Annotated in this window: 19 protein-coding genes; 5 read left to right on the forward strand and 14 right to left on the reverse strand. The window is 37.6% G+C overall.

The window, feature by feature from the left end:
- Positions 1-211: 211 nt before the first annotated feature.
- Positions 212-1,801, reverse strand: a complete 1,590-nt coding sequence (locus K2F26_RS23735; RefSeq protein WP_220609745.1) for a S8 family serine peptidase — start codon at positions 1,799-1,801, stop codon at positions 212-214.
- A 173-nt stretch (positions 1,802-1,974) separates the two neighbouring features.
- On the opposite strand from K2F26_RS23735, the gene rpe reads away from it, so the two are divergent.
- The 4 genes from rpe (at position 1,975) to K2F26_RS23755 (ending at position 6,071) form a co-directional block, all read left to right on the forward strand.
- Complete coding sequence (rpe, locus tag K2F26_RS23740) at positions 1,975-2,682, forward strand: ribulose-phosphate 3-epimerase (protein WP_220609746.1); 708 nt, start codon at positions 1,975-1,977, stop codon at positions 2,680-2,682.
- Positions 2,683-2,872: 190 nt separating this feature from the next.
- Positions 2,873-3,034, forward strand: coding sequence for a ribbon-helix-helix domain-containing protein (locus tag K2F26_RS25035; protein WP_246605475.1), 162 nt, complete (start codon positions 2,873-2,875; stop codon positions 3,032-3,034).
- Between the two features lie 220 nt (positions 3,035-3,254).
- On the forward strand, positions 3,255-5,090 hold the full coding sequence (locus K2F26_RS23750) for a DNA methyltransferase (protein WP_220609747.1): 1,836 nt from the start codon (positions 3,255-3,257) through the stop codon (positions 5,088-5,090).
- On the forward strand, positions 5,091-6,071 hold the full coding sequence (locus K2F26_RS23755; protein ID WP_220609748.1) for a hypothetical protein: 981 nt from the start codon (positions 5,091-5,093) through the stop codon (positions 6,069-6,071).
- A 100-nt stretch (positions 6,072-6,171) separates the two neighbouring features.
- On the opposite strand, the gene K2F26_RS23760 is transcribed toward K2F26_RS23755, so the two are convergent.
- The 4 genes from K2F26_RS23760 to K2F26_RS23775 form a co-directional block, all read right to left on the reverse strand.
- Positions 6,172-6,693 (reverse strand): hypothetical protein, encoded by a 522-nt coding sequence (locus tag K2F26_RS23760; protein ID WP_220609749.1) that lies wholly within the window; start codon positions 6,691-6,693, stop codon positions 6,172-6,174.
- A 59-nt stretch (positions 6,694-6,752) separates the two neighbouring features.
- A complete protein-coding gene (locus tag K2F26_RS23765; protein WP_220609750.1) occupies positions 6,753-7,190 on the reverse strand; it encodes a hypothetical protein in 438 nt (145 codons plus the stop codon).
- Positions 7,191-7,334: 144 nt separating this feature from the next.
- Positions 7,335-7,517, reverse strand: coding sequence for a CsbD family protein (locus tag K2F26_RS23770; protein WP_194052781.1), 183 nt, complete (start codon positions 7,515-7,517; stop codon positions 7,335-7,337).
- A 369-nt stretch (positions 7,518-7,886) separates the two neighbouring features.
- Positions 7,887-8,240, reverse strand: a complete 354-nt coding sequence (locus K2F26_RS23775; RefSeq protein WP_220609751.1) for a hypothetical protein — start codon at positions 8,238-8,240, stop codon at positions 7,887-7,889.
- A gap of 299 nt (positions 8,241-8,539) precedes the next feature.
- Here K2F26_RS23775 and uvrB point away from each other — a divergent pair, with 299 nt between their 5' ends.
- Positions 8,540-10,537, forward strand: a complete 1,998-nt coding sequence (gene uvrB, locus K2F26_RS23780; protein ID WP_302850074.1) for an excinuclease ABC subunit UvrB — start codon at positions 8,540-8,542, stop codon at positions 10,535-10,537.
- 91 nt (positions 10,538-10,628) lie between these two features.
- Here the strand turns inward: uvrB and K2F26_RS23785 are convergent, their stop codons facing one another.
- The 9 genes from K2F26_RS23785 to K2F26_RS23825 all read right to left on the reverse strand — a co-directional run bounded on the left by K2F26_RS23785 (position 10,629) and on the right by K2F26_RS23825 (position 20,684).
- Complete coding sequence (locus tag K2F26_RS23785; RefSeq protein ID WP_220609752.1) at positions 10,629-10,910, reverse strand: hypothetical protein; 282 nt, start codon at positions 10,908-10,910, stop codon at positions 10,629-10,631.
- Positions 10,911-11,235: 325 nt separating this feature from the next.
- A complete protein-coding gene (locus K2F26_RS23790) occupies positions 11,236-11,856 on the reverse strand; it encodes a tetratricopeptide repeat protein (protein WP_220609753.1) in 621 nt (206 codons plus the stop codon).
- A gap of 86 nt (positions 11,857-11,942) precedes the next feature.
- Positions 11,943-12,635 (reverse strand): formylglycine-generating enzyme family protein, encoded by a 693-nt coding sequence (locus K2F26_RS23795; RefSeq protein WP_367890318.1) that lies wholly within the window; start codon positions 12,633-12,635, stop codon positions 11,943-11,945.
- 155 nt (positions 12,636-12,790) lie between these two features.
- Positions 12,791-14,632, reverse strand: a complete 1,842-nt coding sequence (gene ftsH3, locus K2F26_RS23800; protein WP_220609754.1) for an ATP-dependent zinc metalloprotease FtsH3 — start codon at positions 14,630-14,632, stop codon at positions 12,791-12,793.
- A 113-nt stretch (positions 14,633-14,745) separates the two neighbouring features.
- Positions 14,746-15,537 carry an aminotransferase class IV gene (locus K2F26_RS23805; RefSeq protein WP_220609755.1) on the reverse strand — a complete coding sequence of 264 codons (792 nt, stop codon included), beginning with the start codon at positions 15,535-15,537 and terminating at the stop codon, positions 14,746-14,748.
- Between the two features lie 86 nt (positions 15,538-15,623).
- Entirely contained in the window at positions 15,624-16,409 is a 786-nt protein-coding gene (locus K2F26_RS23810; RefSeq protein WP_220609756.1) for a hypothetical protein, read from the reverse strand.
- A 31-nt stretch (positions 16,410-16,440) separates the two neighbouring features.
- Positions 16,441-17,679, reverse strand: a complete 1,239-nt coding sequence (locus K2F26_RS23815; protein ID WP_220609757.1) for an acetate kinase — start codon at positions 17,677-17,679, stop codon at positions 16,441-16,443.
- 306 nt (positions 17,680-17,985) lie between these two features.
- The gene (locus K2F26_RS23820; RefSeq protein WP_220609758.1) at positions 17,986-19,335 is read right to left on the reverse strand and encodes a (Fe-S)-binding protein; all 1,350 of its coding nucleotides are present in this window, start codon (positions 19,333-19,335) and stop codon (positions 17,986-17,988) included.
- A gap of 62 nt (positions 19,336-19,397) precedes the next feature.
- A complete protein-coding gene (locus K2F26_RS23825) occupies positions 19,398-20,684 on the reverse strand; it encodes an FAD-binding oxidoreductase (protein WP_220609759.1) in 1,287 nt (428 codons plus the stop codon).
- Between the last annotated feature and the right edge of the window lie 176 nt (positions 20,685-20,860).

Raw genomic sequence — 20,860 nt, forward strand, 5'->3', positions numbered from 1 at the left:
CACTGTTCCCTGTTCCCTGGAGAGCATCCCAATTTTGAAAAAATAAATGCAGCAACACCAGAAACTCTCTCCAACTCTCTTACCTTTGTGTACTTTGCGTCCTTTGCGGTTCAATCAAATTAAGTCTGGGATAATTTGCTGTTGTTAGATAAAAATAAACTTACATATTTGGGACGCTCCCGTTACCTGTTCCCTGTTCCCTTTTCTATAACTAATTTCCGGGAACAGTCCACCATGCTAAGGAATAAGCTTGAGTTGGTTCGTTGACTTGTTGTTTAAACTGCACACGAATTTTATATTTACCATTAGTAGTAACAGGACAAAAAATATGCTCTACATTATCAATTTCACTCACAGAAGCACAAGTAGCAATTTCCGTTTTTTGTGAATCTGCTGATACCAGGAATAAATCCAGATTATTTAAACCTTTATCTATAAAAGTTTCATCTTCATCATATAATTGATTTTGGTTTTTATCATTTAATGCTACTAATCGATCCCAAGTTAAGGTGATAGCTACAAAACTATTTTGTTTTAATGGTTTTTCTAATCTATATTCTAAAGCAGAATTAGCATTAATTGTGTTATAATCCCAACCAATAGCCCGAACAGGTGCGGTAGGTTGCCATTGACCAAACATAAATTGTTGATAGGCACGAAAAGCATTTAAATGTCCAGCACCCATTTGATCATCTAAGGGAATTTTGGGATTTTTGTAAGCATCGGAAATAAACCAATCTCGATTTTGCTTATCAACTAAAGTCCTGGTCATTCCCAACCGCAAACCATCACCACTATCTTGAATTTTCTCTGCTGAATTTAATAATACAGCTTTCATAACTTGATGATTTCTCGCATCAATAGTCCAATTTGGCTGGTTAATTCTTAACTGTCTATCGGCAAATTCTTGTAATAATGCAATGGTAGCTGTTAGGTGAGGTGCGGCAAAACTTGAACCTGTAGCTTTATTTAATTTACCATCGGGATTAATCACAGGAATGTTAGTACCAGGAGCAACTAAACCGATGGATCTGCGTCCACCAATATTAAATTCTTTACCTGCGAGGCGATCGCCTACTCCTTGATTATTTCCTGCTAAATTAGAAACATGAACTTTATCAAAAATTCCCTCCCTGGCAGATGAAAAAGCCACGTTAATTGCGTTAAAATTATCTGTAGGAATGGGAATCCCGCCTTTGCCTTGATTACCGGCGATCGCATAAACAACATTATGCACCCGACTTGACCAGTCAATACATAAAGTCAGCAAAGCTTGACCATCTAAAACAGCGTTGGGTCGAGGATCACGGTGCAAAGGTTCACCAAAACTAAAGTTAATAGCGCGAACATCACCACCATTTTGTAATGCTATATGTTGTGCTGATAAACACTCTTCCGCTTGACCCATATTTCTGGTAGATCCCACCGCCGAAGAATATAATTTGGCGTCTGGTGCAACTCCCGGCCAAGCTTTATCCTTACTGATCATCACCGTAGCCACATTATAAGCATGAGGGTCAACACCAGAATTTGATTTAGCTGGTGTAGTGCGTAAAAAAACTGCTACAGGAGCAATAGCGCGATTTTTAGAGACTGCTTTATCTAACCCAAACATACCAGGACGACCGATTTCTACCTGACCGATGGCTATTTTGCGCCCAGTTAAATTGTATGGTGGTTGATGTAATTTAAGTGCATCAATACCACTACTACCTAAAGAACTGCTCAACTTTACAGAAGCCAATACTGGCACAGTTAAACAGGAAACAGCCAAACCGCAGATGATCCAGAGTTTTTTCATAGTTAGTTATCAGGAGTGAGGAGTCAGGAGTCAGGAGTCGAAAGTCGGGAGAATATATTTCCACCAACAACCAATAACTAATGACCAATGGCTAATGACTAATTTCCAATTTCCAAAAAATCCATATTTTGTTACAATGCCTACAGACAAGGACGATTAATAATCCACTAGCCATGACCCAGAACCCATCTCAAAAGCCCATAGTTATCGCTCCATCCATTCTATCAGCCGATTTTAGCCGTTTAGGTGATGACATCCGCGCCGTAGATAAAGCCGGTGCAGATTGGATTCACGTTGATGTAATGGACGGACGTTTTGTACCTAATATTACAATTGGTCCTCTGGTTGTGGAGGCGATTCGTCCTGTAACAACCAAACCCCTGGATGTCCATTTAATGATCGTGGAACCAGAGAAGTATGTAGAAGGTTTTGCTAAAGCTGGTGCGGACATCATTTCTGTACACGCAGAACATAACGCTTCACCTCACCTACACCGGACTTTGGGACAAATCAAAGAACTCGGTAAACAAGCTGGTGTTGTACTCAACCCCGGTACACCTTTAGAATTAATTGAACACGTACTGGAACTGTGTGATTTAGTGCTAATTATGAGCGTTAACCCCGGTTTCGGTGGACAAAGCTTTATTCCTAGCGTAGTTCCCAAAATTCGCAAACTGCGTCAAATGTGTGATGAACGCGGTTTAGATCCTTGGATTGAAGTTGATGGTGGACTCAAAGCTAATAACACCTGGCAAGTTTTGGAAGCAGGAGCTAATGCTATTGTAGCTGGTTCTGCTGTGTTTAACGCTCCTGACTATGCGGAAGCAATCAATAATATTCGCAACAGCAAGCGTCCTACTAAGGAATTAGCGGCTGTGTAATTGAATACTGTTAACTGAATAATACTTAAATCCTCGATTTCTTTGGGAAGTCGGGGATTTATTTTTGCCGCTGATGATGCTATAGTAGACCTGTGATGCTAATCGAGTCATCAGTCAGCTTAGTATTTTTTGATCAACAGGAGTCTAAAATAGTGTCACTGTAATAGTATTACTGCTAAACATTACCCCTATGGCTATCAGACCAAGAGTGACAATTACACTGGATGAAGAAATATATAAAGAGCTTACAAACATAGCTGAAGAACAGGAGCGTACACCAGCTAACCTGGCGGCGTACATTGTTACCAAAGCTATTAAGGAGAAAAACAAAGAAAATCAAAAACAAAGTTAGATATCGCTTAACCAGCACAACATCTGAAAGACGACAAACCCTGAAAACTGAAAATTCCAACATATTTCAGGGTGTAGACTCTAGTGATAAAGGAGTTAGTTGATTCCGCTTTTATTACACTCTAAAAATATTTGTGATTTATGAAATATAGAAATTTTCTATAAAAAGCAATCTCAATATTTTTTCTCAAAAAATACAACAACTAAATTTTTGTAAATATATGGATAACTATCAGATGAAGCTAGAGTTTAATAAAACTCATCACGATGCCTGTTTTAGCTTTGATTTGAATCCTCGCTTTGGAGATATAATTGATAGTAATATATCTTCTAAACAAGTAAAATTACCCTTTGCTAAAGATATTATTGCTGGAAAAAATACGTATGTTTATGATGCTCATACATACCATACTAAAGTTCCACCACAAGGAATTAAACCACTAATTGAGTATTATACAAATCCTGGTGATGTTGTTTTAGATCCATTTTGCGGTTCAGGGATGACAGGAGTAGCAGCAACAGAGTTAGGACGTAAAGCCCTATTATCAGATTTGTCTCCCGCAGCAGCGTTTATAGCTTATAACTTAAATACTCCAATAGATGCGGATTTATATCTAAATGCAATCAATGAGATTTTACATCGTGCGGCATCTTTGGAAAAGAGACTTTATACAACCTACTGTAGAGATTGTGGTTCACCAGCCAAAGTTTTATATACAGTTTGGAGCTACGGTTTAATATGCCAAAATTGTCAGCAAGAGTTTGTATTTTGGGAAGTTGGACGTGATGAAAAAGCATCAGTTAAAGAAAGCAAAATCAAAAAAGAAGTGAACTGTCCTCACTGTAATGTCTTGCTTAAAAAACGTAATCTCAAGCGCACAAAACGTTATCCTGTAGCAGTTGGTTATAAATGTTGTGGTAGTAGACTCAAAGAAAGTTGCGTACCTTTAAATAACTTTGATTGTGAATTAATTAACTCCATAGAAAAATCGCCAATACCTCAAAATTTATGGTATCCACAAAACAATATTCCTGAAGGAGTAAATACACGCCAACCAATTAGAGCAGGAATTAAAACGATTGATCAATGTTATACTCGTCGTGCTTTATATGCTATATCATTTCTCTGGCATGAAGCATCAAATTGGCCTGATAAAGAAATCAGAGATAAACTTTTATTCACACTTACATCTTTATACCAAAGGATTACCGTATTTAGTGAATTTCGTTTTTGGGGAGGCAGTGGGAATACTGCTAATTTTAATGTACCAACTTTAATGAATGAGCAAAATGTATTTCAGGTCTTTAAAAGAAAAGCTCAAACTATTAGTTGGTACTTTCGTGAAGCTGCTCATATTCCTCGTACAGTTCAAATCAGTACACAATCTGCGTGTAACTTAAAGCAAATTCCTGATAAATCAGTTGATTATGTTTTCACTGATCCGCCTTTCGGAGCTAATATCAACTACTCGGAAATGAATCTACTTTGGGAAAGTTGGCTTCAGCATTGGACAAATAATACAGAAGAAGCAATAGTTAATTCCGTTCAAGGTAAAGGTTATCCAGAATATAAAAATTTACTTACCAAAGCATTTTCTGAAATTAAGCGAGTCTTGAAAGATGGTAGTTGGTTAACAGTTGCTTTTCATAATTCCTCTGAAAAAGCATGGATTGTGATGCAAGAAGCTTTAGCTGATGCTGGGTTTAAAATTCAAGGAACTCAGATTTTCGACAAGAAACATGGTACTTTTAAGATGTTTGTTTCTGATAATGCTGTTGGCTATGATTTAATTATTCATTGCCAAAAATCGCAGTCATTTAAAGTTATTGATCAACCTATTGACAAATTGATAAATCAGGCAAAAGAGTTTATTAAGGAATATTTAGCCAATGGTAATTTTTTGATAAAAGACTTTTTGCACGTTGAGCGTCAGCCTGAATTTGATTACCGACGTTTATATTCAGCTTGGCTGGCTAAAACTGTACAAGAAAGTTTAGTTTCTATAGATTTTGCAACGTTTAAAGAAATAGTTGCTCAACAATTGGAGAAAAAATAAATGCGCCGCCCCCTAACAATGCCAGCTTTTACCACAGAAGAATATGAGCAAGTACATAAATTTCTAGCTATTAAAGTAGCTTATATGATGGGTCGCAAATTTGAAGAAGGAGATTGGTCTGATGTTTACTGTCGAGCGAAGGGAATTCCAAAAGTTGGTTGGTCAAATTTAAATATTGATGTTATGTATGGTTTGTTAGGTTTAGAACATAAAATGCTTTGCTATCGTTCAAAGCCTGACTTAAGAGATGCCTGTGGTACAACATTGATGCACCCAGCAGCTACAAGATCAATCCGTATACCCATAAATGATACAGACCCTAATGAAGTAATGCGTGATGTTCTCAATCAATATGGTGAACTTATTAATCTAAGAAAAGAGAAAGTTCGTCAACAGGCAAATTCTCTGGGAGATGTTGATATGCGAGTCGGATGGTTACTGTGGCAGGAAAGTTTAAGACAGTTTTTATATTTTGAAGAAGAAATGCTTATTCCTAATCCAGATGATTATTATGCTGTATGGAAACCTTCTGGTGGAGGTTCAAGAAAAGAGAGCAAAAATTTGTGGATTTATGAAACAGAAACAGGTAAAAAGCGATATTCTGTAACAACTTCAGCAGGTGCTAAAATTCAACCATATTTTGATATTCCATCTCCAACCGATCCCAACATATATCTATTCACTGTAATTGGAGAAGTTGTAGATACTGGTTTGATTAGAGTTTGGTTAACAGAAGGGACTAAGAGAGAATTAGAGCGACTAATTGGTTCACTTGAGATAACAGTGGTTAGTGAAACCATTTTGGATGTAGTTGCTGAACTTTCTGAAATATCACCTGCTGAATTTGATAATTTTGAAACTGGTTACTCTTTACTTATAACCAGTGAAGCCTATGCTGCATTACAAGAAAAATTACCTGGTGTCAATGATGAACATTGCTTTAGATTGTTAAGTCAATATTTGCAGCATCAAAATGAATAAACAGAGAAAAAAGATTAGCTATCGTCATTTATGCTCGACTACTAAATAGATTAATCTGAGTGTAGAGTGAGCATTACCCACCCTACAAAACTACAGCTTATCACTTCCGATTACCCAACCATTTAGCCGCCGCAATACCAATAATTCCCGCCACAATAGGATTACTTAAAAACTTAATAATTCCTGGTTGTTCTGCTAACACCTCACGGAAAACATCAGGATGATTATGATAAGTAAAAGATGCAAGTTTACTCACATCATCAGCAGTCATGCGGTTAGGGTGGTGAGTAGAAAGGTTTAACTGTTGTTCTAACCTTTTCTCATCTAGTCCTCGTTCCTTTAATTGTTTGAAAAATGCCTTTGCCACATCATCCCGTTCATTGGGTTTAATTTGAGAAATTGCCTTTTGTAATTCTGGCTCCATTTGACTAGGAGGAATACGCTCTGGATGCAAAGATTGATTAAATAAATGTCGTCTTTGATCTGTGGTTGTGCGTTGAGCAAAATCATCAAAAGTTTCGTACTCATCCGTTGTCATGGCGTTGGGATTATCCAAAGATTCCACATTTCCCTGCGCCAAATCTTGTAAAATATTACGTCTATATTCTTCACTACTTCTCACTTTAATTATCTCCTATATTTTAGGGTTGTTAATTTCCTAATCTTTGAAAAACAATCCTCCTAGCTATACATAATTTGATTAGTCTGAGCAACATAATCAGCAGTCAAAATTAGTTTTTTATCAGGACCATATACCAAAACCTTCACATCCTGATTAGGAAAATTCTTTCTAAAACCTTGTACCAAAGCACTTGCTAAAGGTCGCACTTCATTAGGATTAACTTGAGGCGAAATAACCACACCTAGTTTATTATTATCTCGCACATAAGCATCTGTGACTAATCCTTTAGAAGTTTGTACCACCCAGTCACCAAAATTTTGCCCTGCGGGAGTATTACCACGTTCTAATTCAGCATAAGTCACATCTCTACCCACTGCTGGAGTCGTTGAGCGATCAACCTCTGCAACTCTTCCCCCACCACAAGCAGTAGTGAAAGTTAAGATTAAAATCAACACAAAAGCCATCAATATTTTGCGACTTTGCTGAATTATAATCATAATCCAACCTCCTCAGATAAATCAAAATTTAAGTCCTATTTTCATGAAGGTTCGTAGTTAGGGCTTTAGCCCTAAAAAACCTGGTAATTTAGCGATAAATCGCAACTACGAACTTGTATTATTTAATTAATCTTGTCGTCACTTTTAATCAAGCTTTTTCTTCACATTATCTTTGACATCTTCCACAGCATGACGCACTTCGCTTTCTGCTTGTTTAGCTTTACCTTCTGTTTTATCTTCTGGATCTCCAGTAACGTTTCCTAATGCTTCTTGTGCTTTACCTTCAATATTTTTTGCTGTAGCCTTTGCTCTTTCTTCTAAACTCATTTGTTTTCCTTTTTGCAATTACTATCCTAAATTAACGGAAATATAGGCTGATTACTTCCATCATCAGGTAGACAGTTGATATAAAATATCTATATAAAAAGGAATATTTAAGCAAATATTCTGATTCTTGATTTTGGCATTTTTCCCATAAAAAATCCCAGTTTATGAATAAAACTGGGTTGTTCAATAATGGACAATTAACAATGAAAAATTGACAATGACCTCTCTCTTAAAGGAAGAGGATTGAAAAAGCGGATTTTTTTGGTTTTTTCCCCTGGAAAGGGGAGCTTTTAAAGCTTGAATGAAACAATTATCAATTGTCAATTGTCAATTATCAATTGATAAAAGTATGAGGATAATTTTGGTAAATTAGTCTAGAAAACCCATCAAAATATCAGAATCATCAATGGTATTTGATGCTACTGGACGACTACCAAAAATTGAATAGTTTTCGGAAACTACCAACGCACTAGAACCGATGGGACGATTTCCAGATAAGTTGATACTGCTGACAACGCTGAAGGTATTAGCACCAATGGGACGAATACCCATTGCATTGTATGTTTCAACTACTTGTAAGCTACTGGTACTGATAGGACGTAACCCCGCAATGGATACTGTTCCTGCAACTTGTAGGCCACTGCTACCAATGGGACGCTCACCAGCAACTACAATTGTTCCTTGAGAACCCTGTTCTGTATTACCTTGGTTATTTTCTTCCACTTTTTGATCTCCTTTGCTGCTAAGATGCCTTGTCAACTAACGCATCTAGCTGGTTACGTGAATTTTACAATAATTAAGGAAAGGTATTTTTTCCTAATATATGTAGAGTTTAACTCTAAAAAACGACCGACATATATAAGTTTCTGCAAAAGTGATACATAAGTAAACTTAAACTATTAATTTATGTAAACAAGTATTGCTAAATGTTTTCTTCAGATCCCCGACTTCTTGAAGAAGTCGGGGATCTCGACCTTAGAGGATGTCGCTACTATAAGAAAGGTATATTTAACAAAACGGTGATTATGGAATTTAGTCTCAAAGCGCCTTTTACTCCCACAGGTGATCAACCACAGGCGATCGCTCAACTTTTGAAAACCATCCAAGCGAGTAATCGTTATCAAACTTTACTCGGTGCGACGGGAACGGGTAAGACGTTTTCTATCGCCGCAGTTATTGAAAAAGTTGGTAAACCTACCCTAGTTCTGGCACATAATAAAACCCTAGCAGCGCAGTTATGTAACGAGTTACGGGAATTTTTCCCCCATAACGCTGTTGAGTATTTCGTCAGTTATTACGACTATTACCAACCAGAAGCATACATTCCCGTTACCGATACATATATAGAAAAAACCGCAGCAATTAATGATGAAATAGATATGCTGCGACATTCTGCAACTCGTTCTCTATTTGAAAGGCGTGATGTCATAGTTGTTGCTTCCATTAGTTGTATTTACGGTTTAGGTATGCCCGCAGAATACCTTAAAGCCGCAATTAAACTAGAAATAGGTATGGAAGTTGACCAAAGACAAGTTTTAAGAGAATTAACATCTGTGCAATATAGCCGCAATGATGTAGAAATGGGACGGGGTAAATTTAGAGTTCGTGGTGATGTTGTAGAAATTGGACCAGCTTACGAAGATAGAATAATTAGAATTGAATTTTTCGGCGATGAAATTGACGCAATACGTTATATTGATCCGGTAACAGGAGAAATTCTCAGCAGTTTAGAAAAAGTGAATATCTATCCTGCACGTCACTTTGTCACCCCAGAAGAACGTTTAGAAATTGCTTGTGCAGATATCGCTGCGGAATTAAAATCACAGAAATTAAAATTAGAAGAATTAGGAAAATTAGTAGAAGCACAAAGAATAGATCAACGCACTCGTTATGATATTGAAATGTTAAGAGAAGTAGGATATTGTAACGGTGTAGAAAATTATTCTCGTCATTTAGCAGGGAGACAAGCGGGAGAACCACCAGAATGTTTAATTGATTATTTTCCTAAAGATTGGTTATTAGTAATTGATGAATCTCATGTGACTGTACCCCAAATTCGCGGAATGTACAACGGTGATCAAGCACGGAAGAAAGTGTTAATTGATCATGGTTTTCGTCTTCCTAGTGCGGCTGATAATCGTCCTTTAAAAGCTGAAGAATTTTGGCAAAAAGTCAATCAATGTATTTTCGTTTCTGCAACTCCGGGAATTTGGGAAGTTGAAGTTTCTGAAGATAATATTGTAGAACAAATTATTAGACCGACGGGAGTAGTTGATCCAGAAATTTTTGTTCGTCCCACAGAAGGTCAAGTTGATGATTTATTAGGAGAAATTAAAGATAGAGTTGATAAAAAAGAACGGGTGTTAATTACCACGTTAACTAAACGCATGGCGGAAGATTTAACAGAATATTTGGAAGAGAGAGGAATAAAGGTTAGATATTTACATTCTGAGATTAATTCTATTGAAAGAATTGAAATTTTACAAGATTTAAGAAATGGGAAGTTTGATGTTTTGGTAGGGGTGAATTTATTGCGGGAAGGTTTGGATTTACCGGAAGTTTCGTTAGTTGCTATTATGGATGCAGATAAAGAGGGTTTCTTGCGTGCAGAACGTTCGTTAATTCAAACTATTGGACGTGCAGCGCGTCATATCAACGGAAAGGCAATTATGTATGCTGATAAGTTAACAGATAGTATGATTAAAGCCATTGAGGAAACTGATAGAAGAAGGGGTATTCAAATGGCTTATAATAAAATGCACGGGATTACACCGCAACCCATTGTTAAGAAATCAAGTAATGCAATTTTATCATTTTTGGATGCTTCCCGCAGGTTGAATGCTAGTGATTTACAGGTGGTTGATGAACATATTGATGAATTTGCTTTGGAGGATATTCCTGAGTTAATTACTGTGTTGGAAAAACAGATGAAAGAAGCAGCGAAAAAGATGGAGTTTGAAGAAGCTGCTAAGTTACGAGATAGGATTAAGAGTTTAAGGGATAAAATGTTGGGTAGGTAATTATGGTTTTTTTAACCTTCGCGTAGCGTGCCGTAAAGCATACCACAGAAGCACAGAGGATACGGAGAGAATGAGGGAATTTTAGTGAGTGTTAGGAAGTTAATACTTCTTTGTCATCAATTACTATTCTGTTACAGAATTCTTTCTTTTCACTATCTGTAATATAACCTGTTTGCACTGCTTGATTTAAAATTTCTCGTAGCAAATGTTTGAAAATTTGAATAACATCATATTTTTCTAACATAAATGTCTCTTCTGACACTAATAACCCGTAATTTTTCCAAATACATTTCACATTTATGAAGTCTATGGTTTCTAGATATAACACCAGCGAACTTTCAGGAAAACTTACTTCAATTCTTTCATTTTCCAAAAGTTGATAGATTTTATCTGGTAGTTCATCTAAAATTAGAATAATATCAGGATCTAAGAAAAGCTCTTGTTTTTTGTCTCCTATTTCTAGTAATACTTTTTGATTATGCTCAAAACAAAAACGTCTTAATCCTATTTCTAAATGAGAAAGTTATCCCAATGGATCTTCAGGAGGTAGAAACCAATTTTCATAACAAGGTTCAGCTAATTTCAGAGAGAATTTTTGTGTACTATTCACTTTTTTTCCTCCTGTTTAATGATGTTAAAATATCGGTATTTAGTACAGGATATGCAGAGTTAAGTTTATAATTGCAGTATTTTTTTTATCAAAACCATTTTCTCAGGTTTTTATGAACTTGTGATAAATACCACATATAATCATCAATTTTATATTTATCCGCAGCTTTAACAATATAATCTTTTGCTAATTCTTCATTCCCCTCCGCTTCATAATACAAACCTAAATAAAGATGACTGTAAAAATTACCCTTTACACCTTCTAATTTACCCACAATCAAAACATCATCAGTTGTACAATTACCTGCAAATAAATCATATACACATCTCATGATTTTTCGCGGATCATTTTTCACAGGTAATAAATAATTTCTCGCTTCTTCCACACCCGATAACCTAGCAATACAAAGATATCTCCACACAGTTTCTTCTACATCCTGTGCATTGACAGTTAAATCAATTTCAAATTGTTTTGCACCTTCGGCTAATCTTTCCGCGTAATAATAAGATAAACCCCTTTGCCACAAATAAGGAGTAATTCGATCATCTAATTTTTCAGCAGTATCAAAATCTGTAATTGACTCCTCAATTTTACTCAGTTGAAAATAAACCATTCCCCGACGAATGTACACATTAGGGTTATTTGGTTGCTTAATAATTGTTTCGTTCCAGCGTTGCAGTTGACTTTCTAAAGAGTTGATAAAAAACATAGATTTTGTGATGAAAAATTATCATAAAATGACTTTTGATCTCTGTATGGTTTTCTTAGTGCTAAACCCCTACTCCTAAATTATTATTAATTCCATTGAGCAGAACAAGCAACACGAAAACCACGATTGTTATCTTTACTAACTGCGGGATAATTGATTCGATAAGCAGAACGGCAATAAACTGGACGATAGGACCAAGAACCACCACGCAATACACGACGAGGGTGATTATCACTACCTGTTAACCACGCGCTACCATCTGTGGGCGCTCCTATATAATTATCATACCAGCCATCTTCGCACCATTCCCAAACTAACCCGTGCATATCATATAAACCAAAAGCATTAGCGGGAAAAGTTCCGACATTCGTTGTTTCTTTGCGGTAAATACCTTTTTGTCCATTAGCATATACATATTCACCATTGTAATTTGCTAAATCAGTGCTAATAGTATTGCCAAAATAAAACGGTGTAGTTGTAGCTGCACGACAAGCATATTCCCATTCAGATTCGCTTGGTAAACGATATAATTTACCTGTTTTTCGTGATAATTTTGCGCCAAATTCCTGAGCTTCATGCCATGATACTTGTTCTACTGGCCGGTTAGCACCTTTAAAATGAGATGGGCTAGAATGCAAATCAAATTTAATTTTTGGTAAACTAGCAACAGCTTGCCATTGTGCTTGAGTGATAGGATATTTGCCTAGTAAAAAAGGTTGAATAGTAACTTGATGTTGAGGACTGCCCCTATCTCCGCTTTCTATTTCAGCCTTCGGCACGCTACGCGAACGCCCGTACAGGAGTCAGGAGTCAGAAGGTAAAATTTTTCCCCATCTTCCTCTTCCCTCTTCCCTATCAAAAAAATCGGGGTATTTCTAGAACACCCAGAAATACCCCCATCTAAATCTAAAAAACTGATTAAACTGATTAACTACTATGCAAAAGCAGCAGTTCTCACATCATTATTAGCGAGAATTTCTTGCAATTCATCAGCGTCAACAGTTTCCTTATCAATCAACATTTGGGCAATTTGATCCAAAATGTGACGGTTACTTACTAAAACTTCCTTAGCCCGTGCGTAAGCAACATCCACTAATTTACGCACTTCTTCATCAATGGCAGCAGCAGTTTCTTCGGAGAAATCACGCTCAGACATGATATCTCGACCCAAGAACATATTACCTTGTTGACGACCTAAAGCCACAGGACCCAAGCGATCGCTCATGCCAAAACGAGTAATCATTTGTCTAGCAACTCGCGCTACTTGTTGCAAGTCATTAGAAGCACCGGTAGTAACTTCCTCTTCACCAAAGATAATTTCTTCAGCTAAACGACCACCCAAAGCCACGGCCATCTGATTTTCCAGATATGCACGGCTGTATAAACCTGTATCCATGCGGTCTTCGCTAGGAGTAAACCAAGTCAAACCACCAGCACGACCACGGGGAATAATGCTAATTTTCTGTACAGGGTCATAGTCAGGCATCAATGCACCAACTAAAGCGTGACCAGCTTCATGATAAGCAACCAAGGTTTTGCGCTTTTCGCTCATTACCCGGTCTTTCTTCTCTGGACCTGCTAACACCCGGTCAATAGCATCGTTAATTTCATCCATCGCAATTTCGGTTAAGTTGCGACGTGCTGCTAAAATTGCGGCTTCGTTTAACAGGTTAGATAAGTCTGCACCGGTGAATCCTGGGGTACGACGAGCGATTTTATCCAAGTCCACATCTTTAGATAAGGTTTTACCCCGTGCGTGAACTTTGAGAATTTCGCTACGGCCACCGTAGTCGGGACGGTCTACCACCACTTGACGGTCAAAACGACCAGGACGCAATAAAGCAGCGTCGAGTACATCAGGACGGTTGGTAGCTGCAATGATGATGATGCCGGTGTTACCTTCAAAACCATCCATTTCTGTTAATAGCTGGTTAAGGGTTTGTTCCCGTTCATCGTTACCACCACCTAAACCCGCACCCCGTTGACGACCTACTGCGTCAATTTCATCAATGAAGACGATACAAGGAGCGTTGGTTTTGGCTTGTTCAAATAAGTCGCGGACGCGGGAAGCACCCACACCAACGAACATTTCCACAAATTCAGAACCGGAAATACTAAAGAAGGGTACACCAGCTTCCCCAGCTACCGCACGGGCGAGGAGGGTTTTACCTGTTCCTGGAGGTCCGACTAATAATACACCTTTAGGAATTTTTGCACCAACAGCGGTAAAGCGATCGGCGTTTTTCAAAAAGTCTACAACTTCGTTTAATTCCAGTTTAGCTTGGTCAATACCTGCCACATCGCCAAAGGTCACTTGGGTTTGGGGTTCCATTTGTACCCTAGCTTTGGACTTACCAAAGTTCATTGCTTGGCTACCAGGACCAGTTTGAGCGCGACGGAGTAAGAAAAATAAACCCACCAACAGCAATACAGGGAAAAATAAGCTGCTCAGTGCTTTAAACCAAAAGCCTTCGTCGGTTTGGGGTAATACGGCAATATCAACACCTTTATCTGTCAGAGTATTGATTAACTCTGGATCGTTAACTAAAGTGACGCGCTTTTTATTGGGGTCGTATTTAGGTGTAACAATTGCTGTAGAACGATCTGAACTGAGACTGACTCTTTCTACTTTGCCTTGATCAACTTCTTGAATAAATTGACTATAGCGCCATGTTTCTACTTGGGGGGGTTGGTTGTCAAAAAACGCAGTCCCTAAAGCGATTACTACAATAAACAGCAGCGCATATAGCCCCGCATTTCTCCATCTTTTATTCACTGAGGTCTATCCTCCTGTATTTTTTGGGCGTTAGTGTAAGGTCTCTAAAATAAGAGAGGGCTTTATGAGAATTATGTTAACTTATCTTAAGATATACCAAAATGGCGTTCCTGTCATGGTAGAAATAATCCTTTAAGTTCTAAAAAGCAAGGATGCTTAGGATTATATTCTAACGATCCGGTGGGCTGATGTACGGTATGAATGGGAATTATCTCGACAACGCTGTTAGTGTAGGCGATCGCTGCAAATTCTTTTACTAGCTGTGGTGTCCAAGGTTGTTGGTGGATGGTAGTTCCCAGCTTTTGTAAATGTTGGATAATGTGCGATCGCTCTATTCCTGGCAATATTCCCACTTCTAATGGTGGTGTCCACCAACAGCCATCTTTCCAACCCCAAAGATTACCTGTACTGGTTTCTAACCAATTTCCCTCACTATTTATTAAAATCGCTTCTTCGGCGTTTACAGCTTGGACATTATTTTTCGCTAACCAAGGACTCAAATAATTGCCCGTTTTATGGTTGGGGAGAGAACGAGCAAATTCTGGTTTAGCAAGCCTAGCAATTATACCATTATTTTGTTTTTCTGTCAAGGTTTTCGGTAAAAATCTACCTGTGATCCATTCTCTCCCATCAGGAAAAATAGTAATTCTGATCACGGGAAAATGCTGTAAAAGAGTTTGTGCGCCACGGCGCACAAAATTCCAATCTGGTTCTAGCCAACCAAAGGTTTGTAAACTTAATTGCAAACGCGAACAATGGGCTTTCCAGTTAGTTAAACTATGATCAAGGGAATGATCATAAACTCTCAAGGTTGTAAAAACTGTAGCTCCATAAATCAAACCTGGATCATTAATATTTAATTCCAGCGTTTGCGATTCTATTAATTTACCACAATACCAGTACATGACAGGTGACAGGTGACAGTAACCAGGGGAAGCAGGGGAAGTTTATTGAACAATAATCAATAATCAATAATCAATTATCAATTACCTTAATCTTTTTCCCGGAAAGTAACAGTAGGTATTCCTTGGTTATCAATAGCTATTTTACCACCTAAATTTTCAATTTCTTTAATAGCACGGTTGCGAGTTTTTTCATCTACATTATTTTGTAAAACCATGCTCCAACTGGCAATTCTAGCATACTTACTATCAGGGTTTCTTTCTAAAAATTTAGCAGTAGCTTGGGACAGAGAAACTACATTTTTACTTTCTGGATCATCGTATTCACTAGCCCATTCTGCGGCTTTGAAAAAAGACTTACTTGCGGCTTGGGAGTCACCTAAAAATAATAATTCATCTGTGCCTTTATAACGCCAGATATAATAAGATTTTTCTGGTAATTTAGGTGATAAGGATTTTAAATTTTTATCCATTAATTTAATAGCTCTTTCTGGCATACCTGCATATAAAGAACTACTAACAGAAAGAGCAAGATAAGCTTCTCTAAATTTCGGATCATGTTTAAGTATGATTCCAAAAAATTCTGGACTTAAACTATAACCTATTTTGTCTCTAACTTCATCATCACCAAAGTATTGCAAAAAGTCAATATATACCCAATTAGAAATGAGGTTATCATAACCAAAAGTGGGTATTTTTTGCAGTAAACCCAAACTTAAAGCTTGTTTTTGCTGTTCTTTTTCTAAAGCTTCCACAGACATATCTTGTTTACTATTTAGCAATTTCTGTAGTCTGGGATATTGACTTAAACTAATTCCTAAAATACAGAAAATAGCTACCAAAGGCGTAATAATAAATTCACGAGATAACAGCATATTCATATATTTAATCTCTATTCCCTATTCGCTATTGATGTAATAATTGCCAACATTGTTGAGCGATACCTGCGGCGAGCTTCGCTATCGCCCAATCTTCTTGTGTGTGTATAACTAATACTCGCACATTTGAATCAGGTGTAGCAATATCTATATCAACTGGTTGTTGTTTATTTTTCTCAGAGTCTATTTTCAATCCTAAAAATTGCCAAGCTTCACAAGCTGCTTGACGTATTAATGCGGATTTTTCACCCACTCCAGCGGTAAATACTAATGCATCTAAACCACCTAAACTAGCCAACATTGAACCAATACCAGTCCGTAACCGATGTACGTACATATCCCAAGCTAGTTTAGCACGATAGTTACCTTGTTCAATTGCTGCCAGAACTTGAGGTAAATCACTAGAAACACCCGAAATTCCCCGTAATCCTGAAGCTTTATTTAAAACATAATCTAAACTTTCTGCTGAGTAATCAGACTGACGCAATAGATAAATTAAAATCCCTGGATCAAGTGAACCGCAACGACTTCCCATCATCAAACCATCTAAAGGTGTAAATCCCATAGTGGTATCAATACTGCGACCATCTTTAATTGCTGCTAAGGAACAACCATTACCTAAATGGCAAGTGATTAAACGCAGGTCGGTCAAATCTCTACCAAGAATTTGCGCTGCACGGTTCGCACAGTATTGGTGACTGATACCATGAAAGCCGTAGCGACGGATACCTTTCTCTACCCAATCATAAGGACCGGGATAGATGGCTGCTGCATCCGGTAAAGTGCTATGAAACCCTGTATCAAAAACTGCGACTTGTTTAACATCTCCCAAGCTTTGCTCAATGGCTTCTATGCCTTCTAAAGCTGCTGGGTTATGGGCTGGAGCGAGGGTAGAAAGATTAGCGATCGCCTTTTTTACATCTTCTGTAATTACTACACTATTACGGTATTCTTGACCACCATGTACTACCCGATGTCCCACCACATCAATTTCTGATAAATTACTCAGTACCTTAGTAGCGCCACGAGTAAGAGTATACAGCATATATGCTACGTGCGCTTTGCGGGAGTCACCATAAATAGATTCTTGCAGTGTCTCACCAGTGGCGGTTTTTACCTCAATTTCTGCCACACCACGGTCTTGAGTCCAGTTAACTTTCCCTTCCCAAAGAGGTTTTGGTGCTTCTTGGGGAAGAGTTGTATCTGTAATGTCATACAGACAACTTTTTTGGCTACTAGATCCGGCATTTAAGACTAGAATCTTCATAGGATAATGGGAAACATAACCTGGTCTGATGCTGTCATGATTTTACAATTGCTTTTGCAAGTTTGCCACCGAGTAGATGAAATTAGTGTTTGAAAATAAGCACATTTGAGAAATTTAGGAGTCAGTAGGGGTAGATGATGAAATAGTGATTTTTGGGGAGCATCTTAAATGTGTAAATTTTATATGATTGAACCGCAAAGGGCGCAAAGATCACAAAGGTAAGAGAATTTAAGAGATTTTTTAGTTTTTCGGCGGTTATTTTTCCTATCTAGGAATAAGATCCCCAAGATTCGGGGATCTGAAGTTTTACAATTCTAGTTTTTCTCCGCGAATAGAATAATCTAATAATTCCATCGGGTGCATTAAAGAAATTTTCTTACCTTGCAAATATTTACTAATTTGTAAACTACAACCAGGGTTAGGAGAAGCAATTAAATCAGCACCAGTATTGATTAAATTCTGGGCTTTTTGTTCACCTAATTCTTCAGCAACTTCTGGTTGCAGCATATTATAAATACCTGCACTACCACAACACAAAGCTGCATCTATGGGTTCTTTTAAGGTGACTCCGGGAATTTTTCTTAATAACTGACGGGGTTGGACACTAATTTTTTGACCATGTAATAAATGACAAGCATCTTGATAAACTAAAGTTAAAGGTTTATCTGTTAAAGGTGAAAGTTGAGCAGTTAAACCCACATTTGCTAAAAATTCCTGTGCATCTTTTACTTTTGCTGCAAATGCTTTAGCTCTTTGGGCATATTCTGGATCATCAGCTAAAATGTGACCATATTCTTTTAAAGTATGACCACAACCAGCAGCATTAATAATCACAAAATCGACATTTTTATCAGCAAAACTATCAATCATTTGTCTTGCTAAAGCTTTCGCTTGTTCAGTTTGTCCTTGATGTTCAGGAAGTGCAGCACAACAACCTTGAGATTTAGGAATTACAACTTCACAACCATTCGCAGTTAAAACCCTCACTGTTGCTTCATTTACCGGAGAGAAAAACAAACGTTGCACACATCCCAAAATTACACCAACACGATATCTTTTTTCACCCTTTGCAGGAATGATATCGGGTAAATTATTTTGAAAAGACTTAACAGTAATTTCCGGTAAAATAGACTCCATAGCAGCTAACCGGGGAGAGATTTTTTTCATTAACCCAGTAGCGCGTAATAACTGAGAAACCCCCAACTTTTGATAAACAAATAAAGGGAAAAGTAAAATTCTTAAAACATCAGGATTAGGAAACAGAGAAAAAATCAATTGACGGATTAACTTATCAGAGAAACTGCGGTTATAATTTCTTTCCACCTGATGACGAGTTGCGGAAATCAACTTATCATACTGCACACCAGAAGGACAAGTTGACACACAAGCAAGACAACCCAAACAAGAATCAAAATGTTGAACAGTAGCAGTATTTAAAGCAATTTCTCCCTCATTAATAGCATCCATCAAATAGATTCTACCCCTCGGTGAATCCATTTCTTTTCCTATCACCCGATAACTAGGACAAGTAGAAAGACAAAACCCACAATGAACACAACTATCAATCAACTTAGGATCAGGAGGATGACTGGGATCAAAACCCTGTAAATTCTTAACACTAACAGTCTTATTCACCGAACTTTCCGAAACTTGCATGACTCTTTCTTCCCCTCTTTCTTCGTGTTCTTCGTGTCTTCGTGGTTCGTTATTCTTAAACCTTAAATCCCACCAACAAACCGACCAGGACTTAAAATATAATTACCATCAAACTGTTCCTTAATGCGCCGCATCATATCCAAACCATTACCATTATAACCCCAGATATCCAACTTTTCTTTTATTTCAAAAGGTGCAGATAAAACACTTAAAAACCCAGAATTAGATTGACATAAATCACGCAATTTCAAAACCTGATTTTGATTTTCTAACCGCACCAAACCCAAACCGCTATTGAGATGAATCAACCCGAAATTAATTTGATTAATCACCTCCACCGCAGCAGTTGGTAATAATCCTATTTTGGCAGTAATTTCTGAATTATTACCATAATTATGTATTGTTTCTGGTAATTGTTGCCATAAATTAGCCTCATTTTCGGCTGAATAAATTGCCCCGTTTAAACCCAATTTTTGACCAATTGCCAAAAGTCTGTTAGACTGTTCCTGCACACTTTCGCTAATACTTTGAAACCGGACAATTAAACCAATTCCGCTACCTAAACTTAAATCAGAAACTAATTGACTGGATATTAAATCTGCTTGAGTTGGTGTTAACTCAGAACCTTGAATAATTGTAGCAGCTTGGGATATCGCTTCAGCTTTACCAGTTAATATTACCGTTCCCGATGTTTCTGGTAAAGGATAAACTCGAAAAGTGACTTGACTGATAATTCCCAATGTACCGTAAGCACCGGTAAACAATTTCATCAAATCGTAACCGGCAACATTTTTTACCACCCTTCCCCCAGCTTTGGCAATTTTTCCATCAGCGCGGATAAAAGTTATACCTAAAAGTTGGTCACGCACACCACCATAGCGTTGACGCAGAGAACCTGTATCAGCAGTAGCGACAATACCACCAATGGTAGCGGAAGCGGGAAAAGCAGGATCAAGGGCTAAATTTTGCCGAGATTGGGCTAAAATTTCTTGAATTTCGCCAAATTTCATTCCTGCTTCTACGGTGACAGTTAGATCACCTACCGCGTGTTCTATGAGTCTGTTAATACGTTCTGTACTGATGACAATATCAATATTTTTACTTAAACTGCCCCAATGAAGTTTACTTGCACTACCGCAGGGAAGAACAGACCATTTATTGCTGTTTGCAGCGGACATGACTGCGGCCAGTTGTTCTTGAGTGTGGGGATAAACGATACAACTGGGATGGGTTTTGGGGTTTATCGCTGCTTGGATGCGTTGTTGCTGACTGGGTGCGAGATTTTCCCAAGGGAAGACAGCGTTTTCTGTGTTGATAATAGATGCTATGGTAGAGGCGATCGCATTCATTGGTTTGTTTTCCTATCTTCCTTATTAATGTACTGGTTAATTTAACAAAAATCATACACCAGAGGAAAATTAGTAACTTAATTTTTAGGAATTTTTGATTTTGTGCAAATACCCAACTGATCAATTGATAATTGAGAATTGACAATTGATAATTGTTTGATTCGGGAGCATCCCAA

Source organism: Sphaerospermopsis torques-reginae ITEP-024 (genome assembly GCF_019598945.1).
Lineage (GTDB): Bacteria > Cyanobacteriota > Cyanobacteriia > Cyanobacteriales > Nostocaceae > Sphaerospermopsis.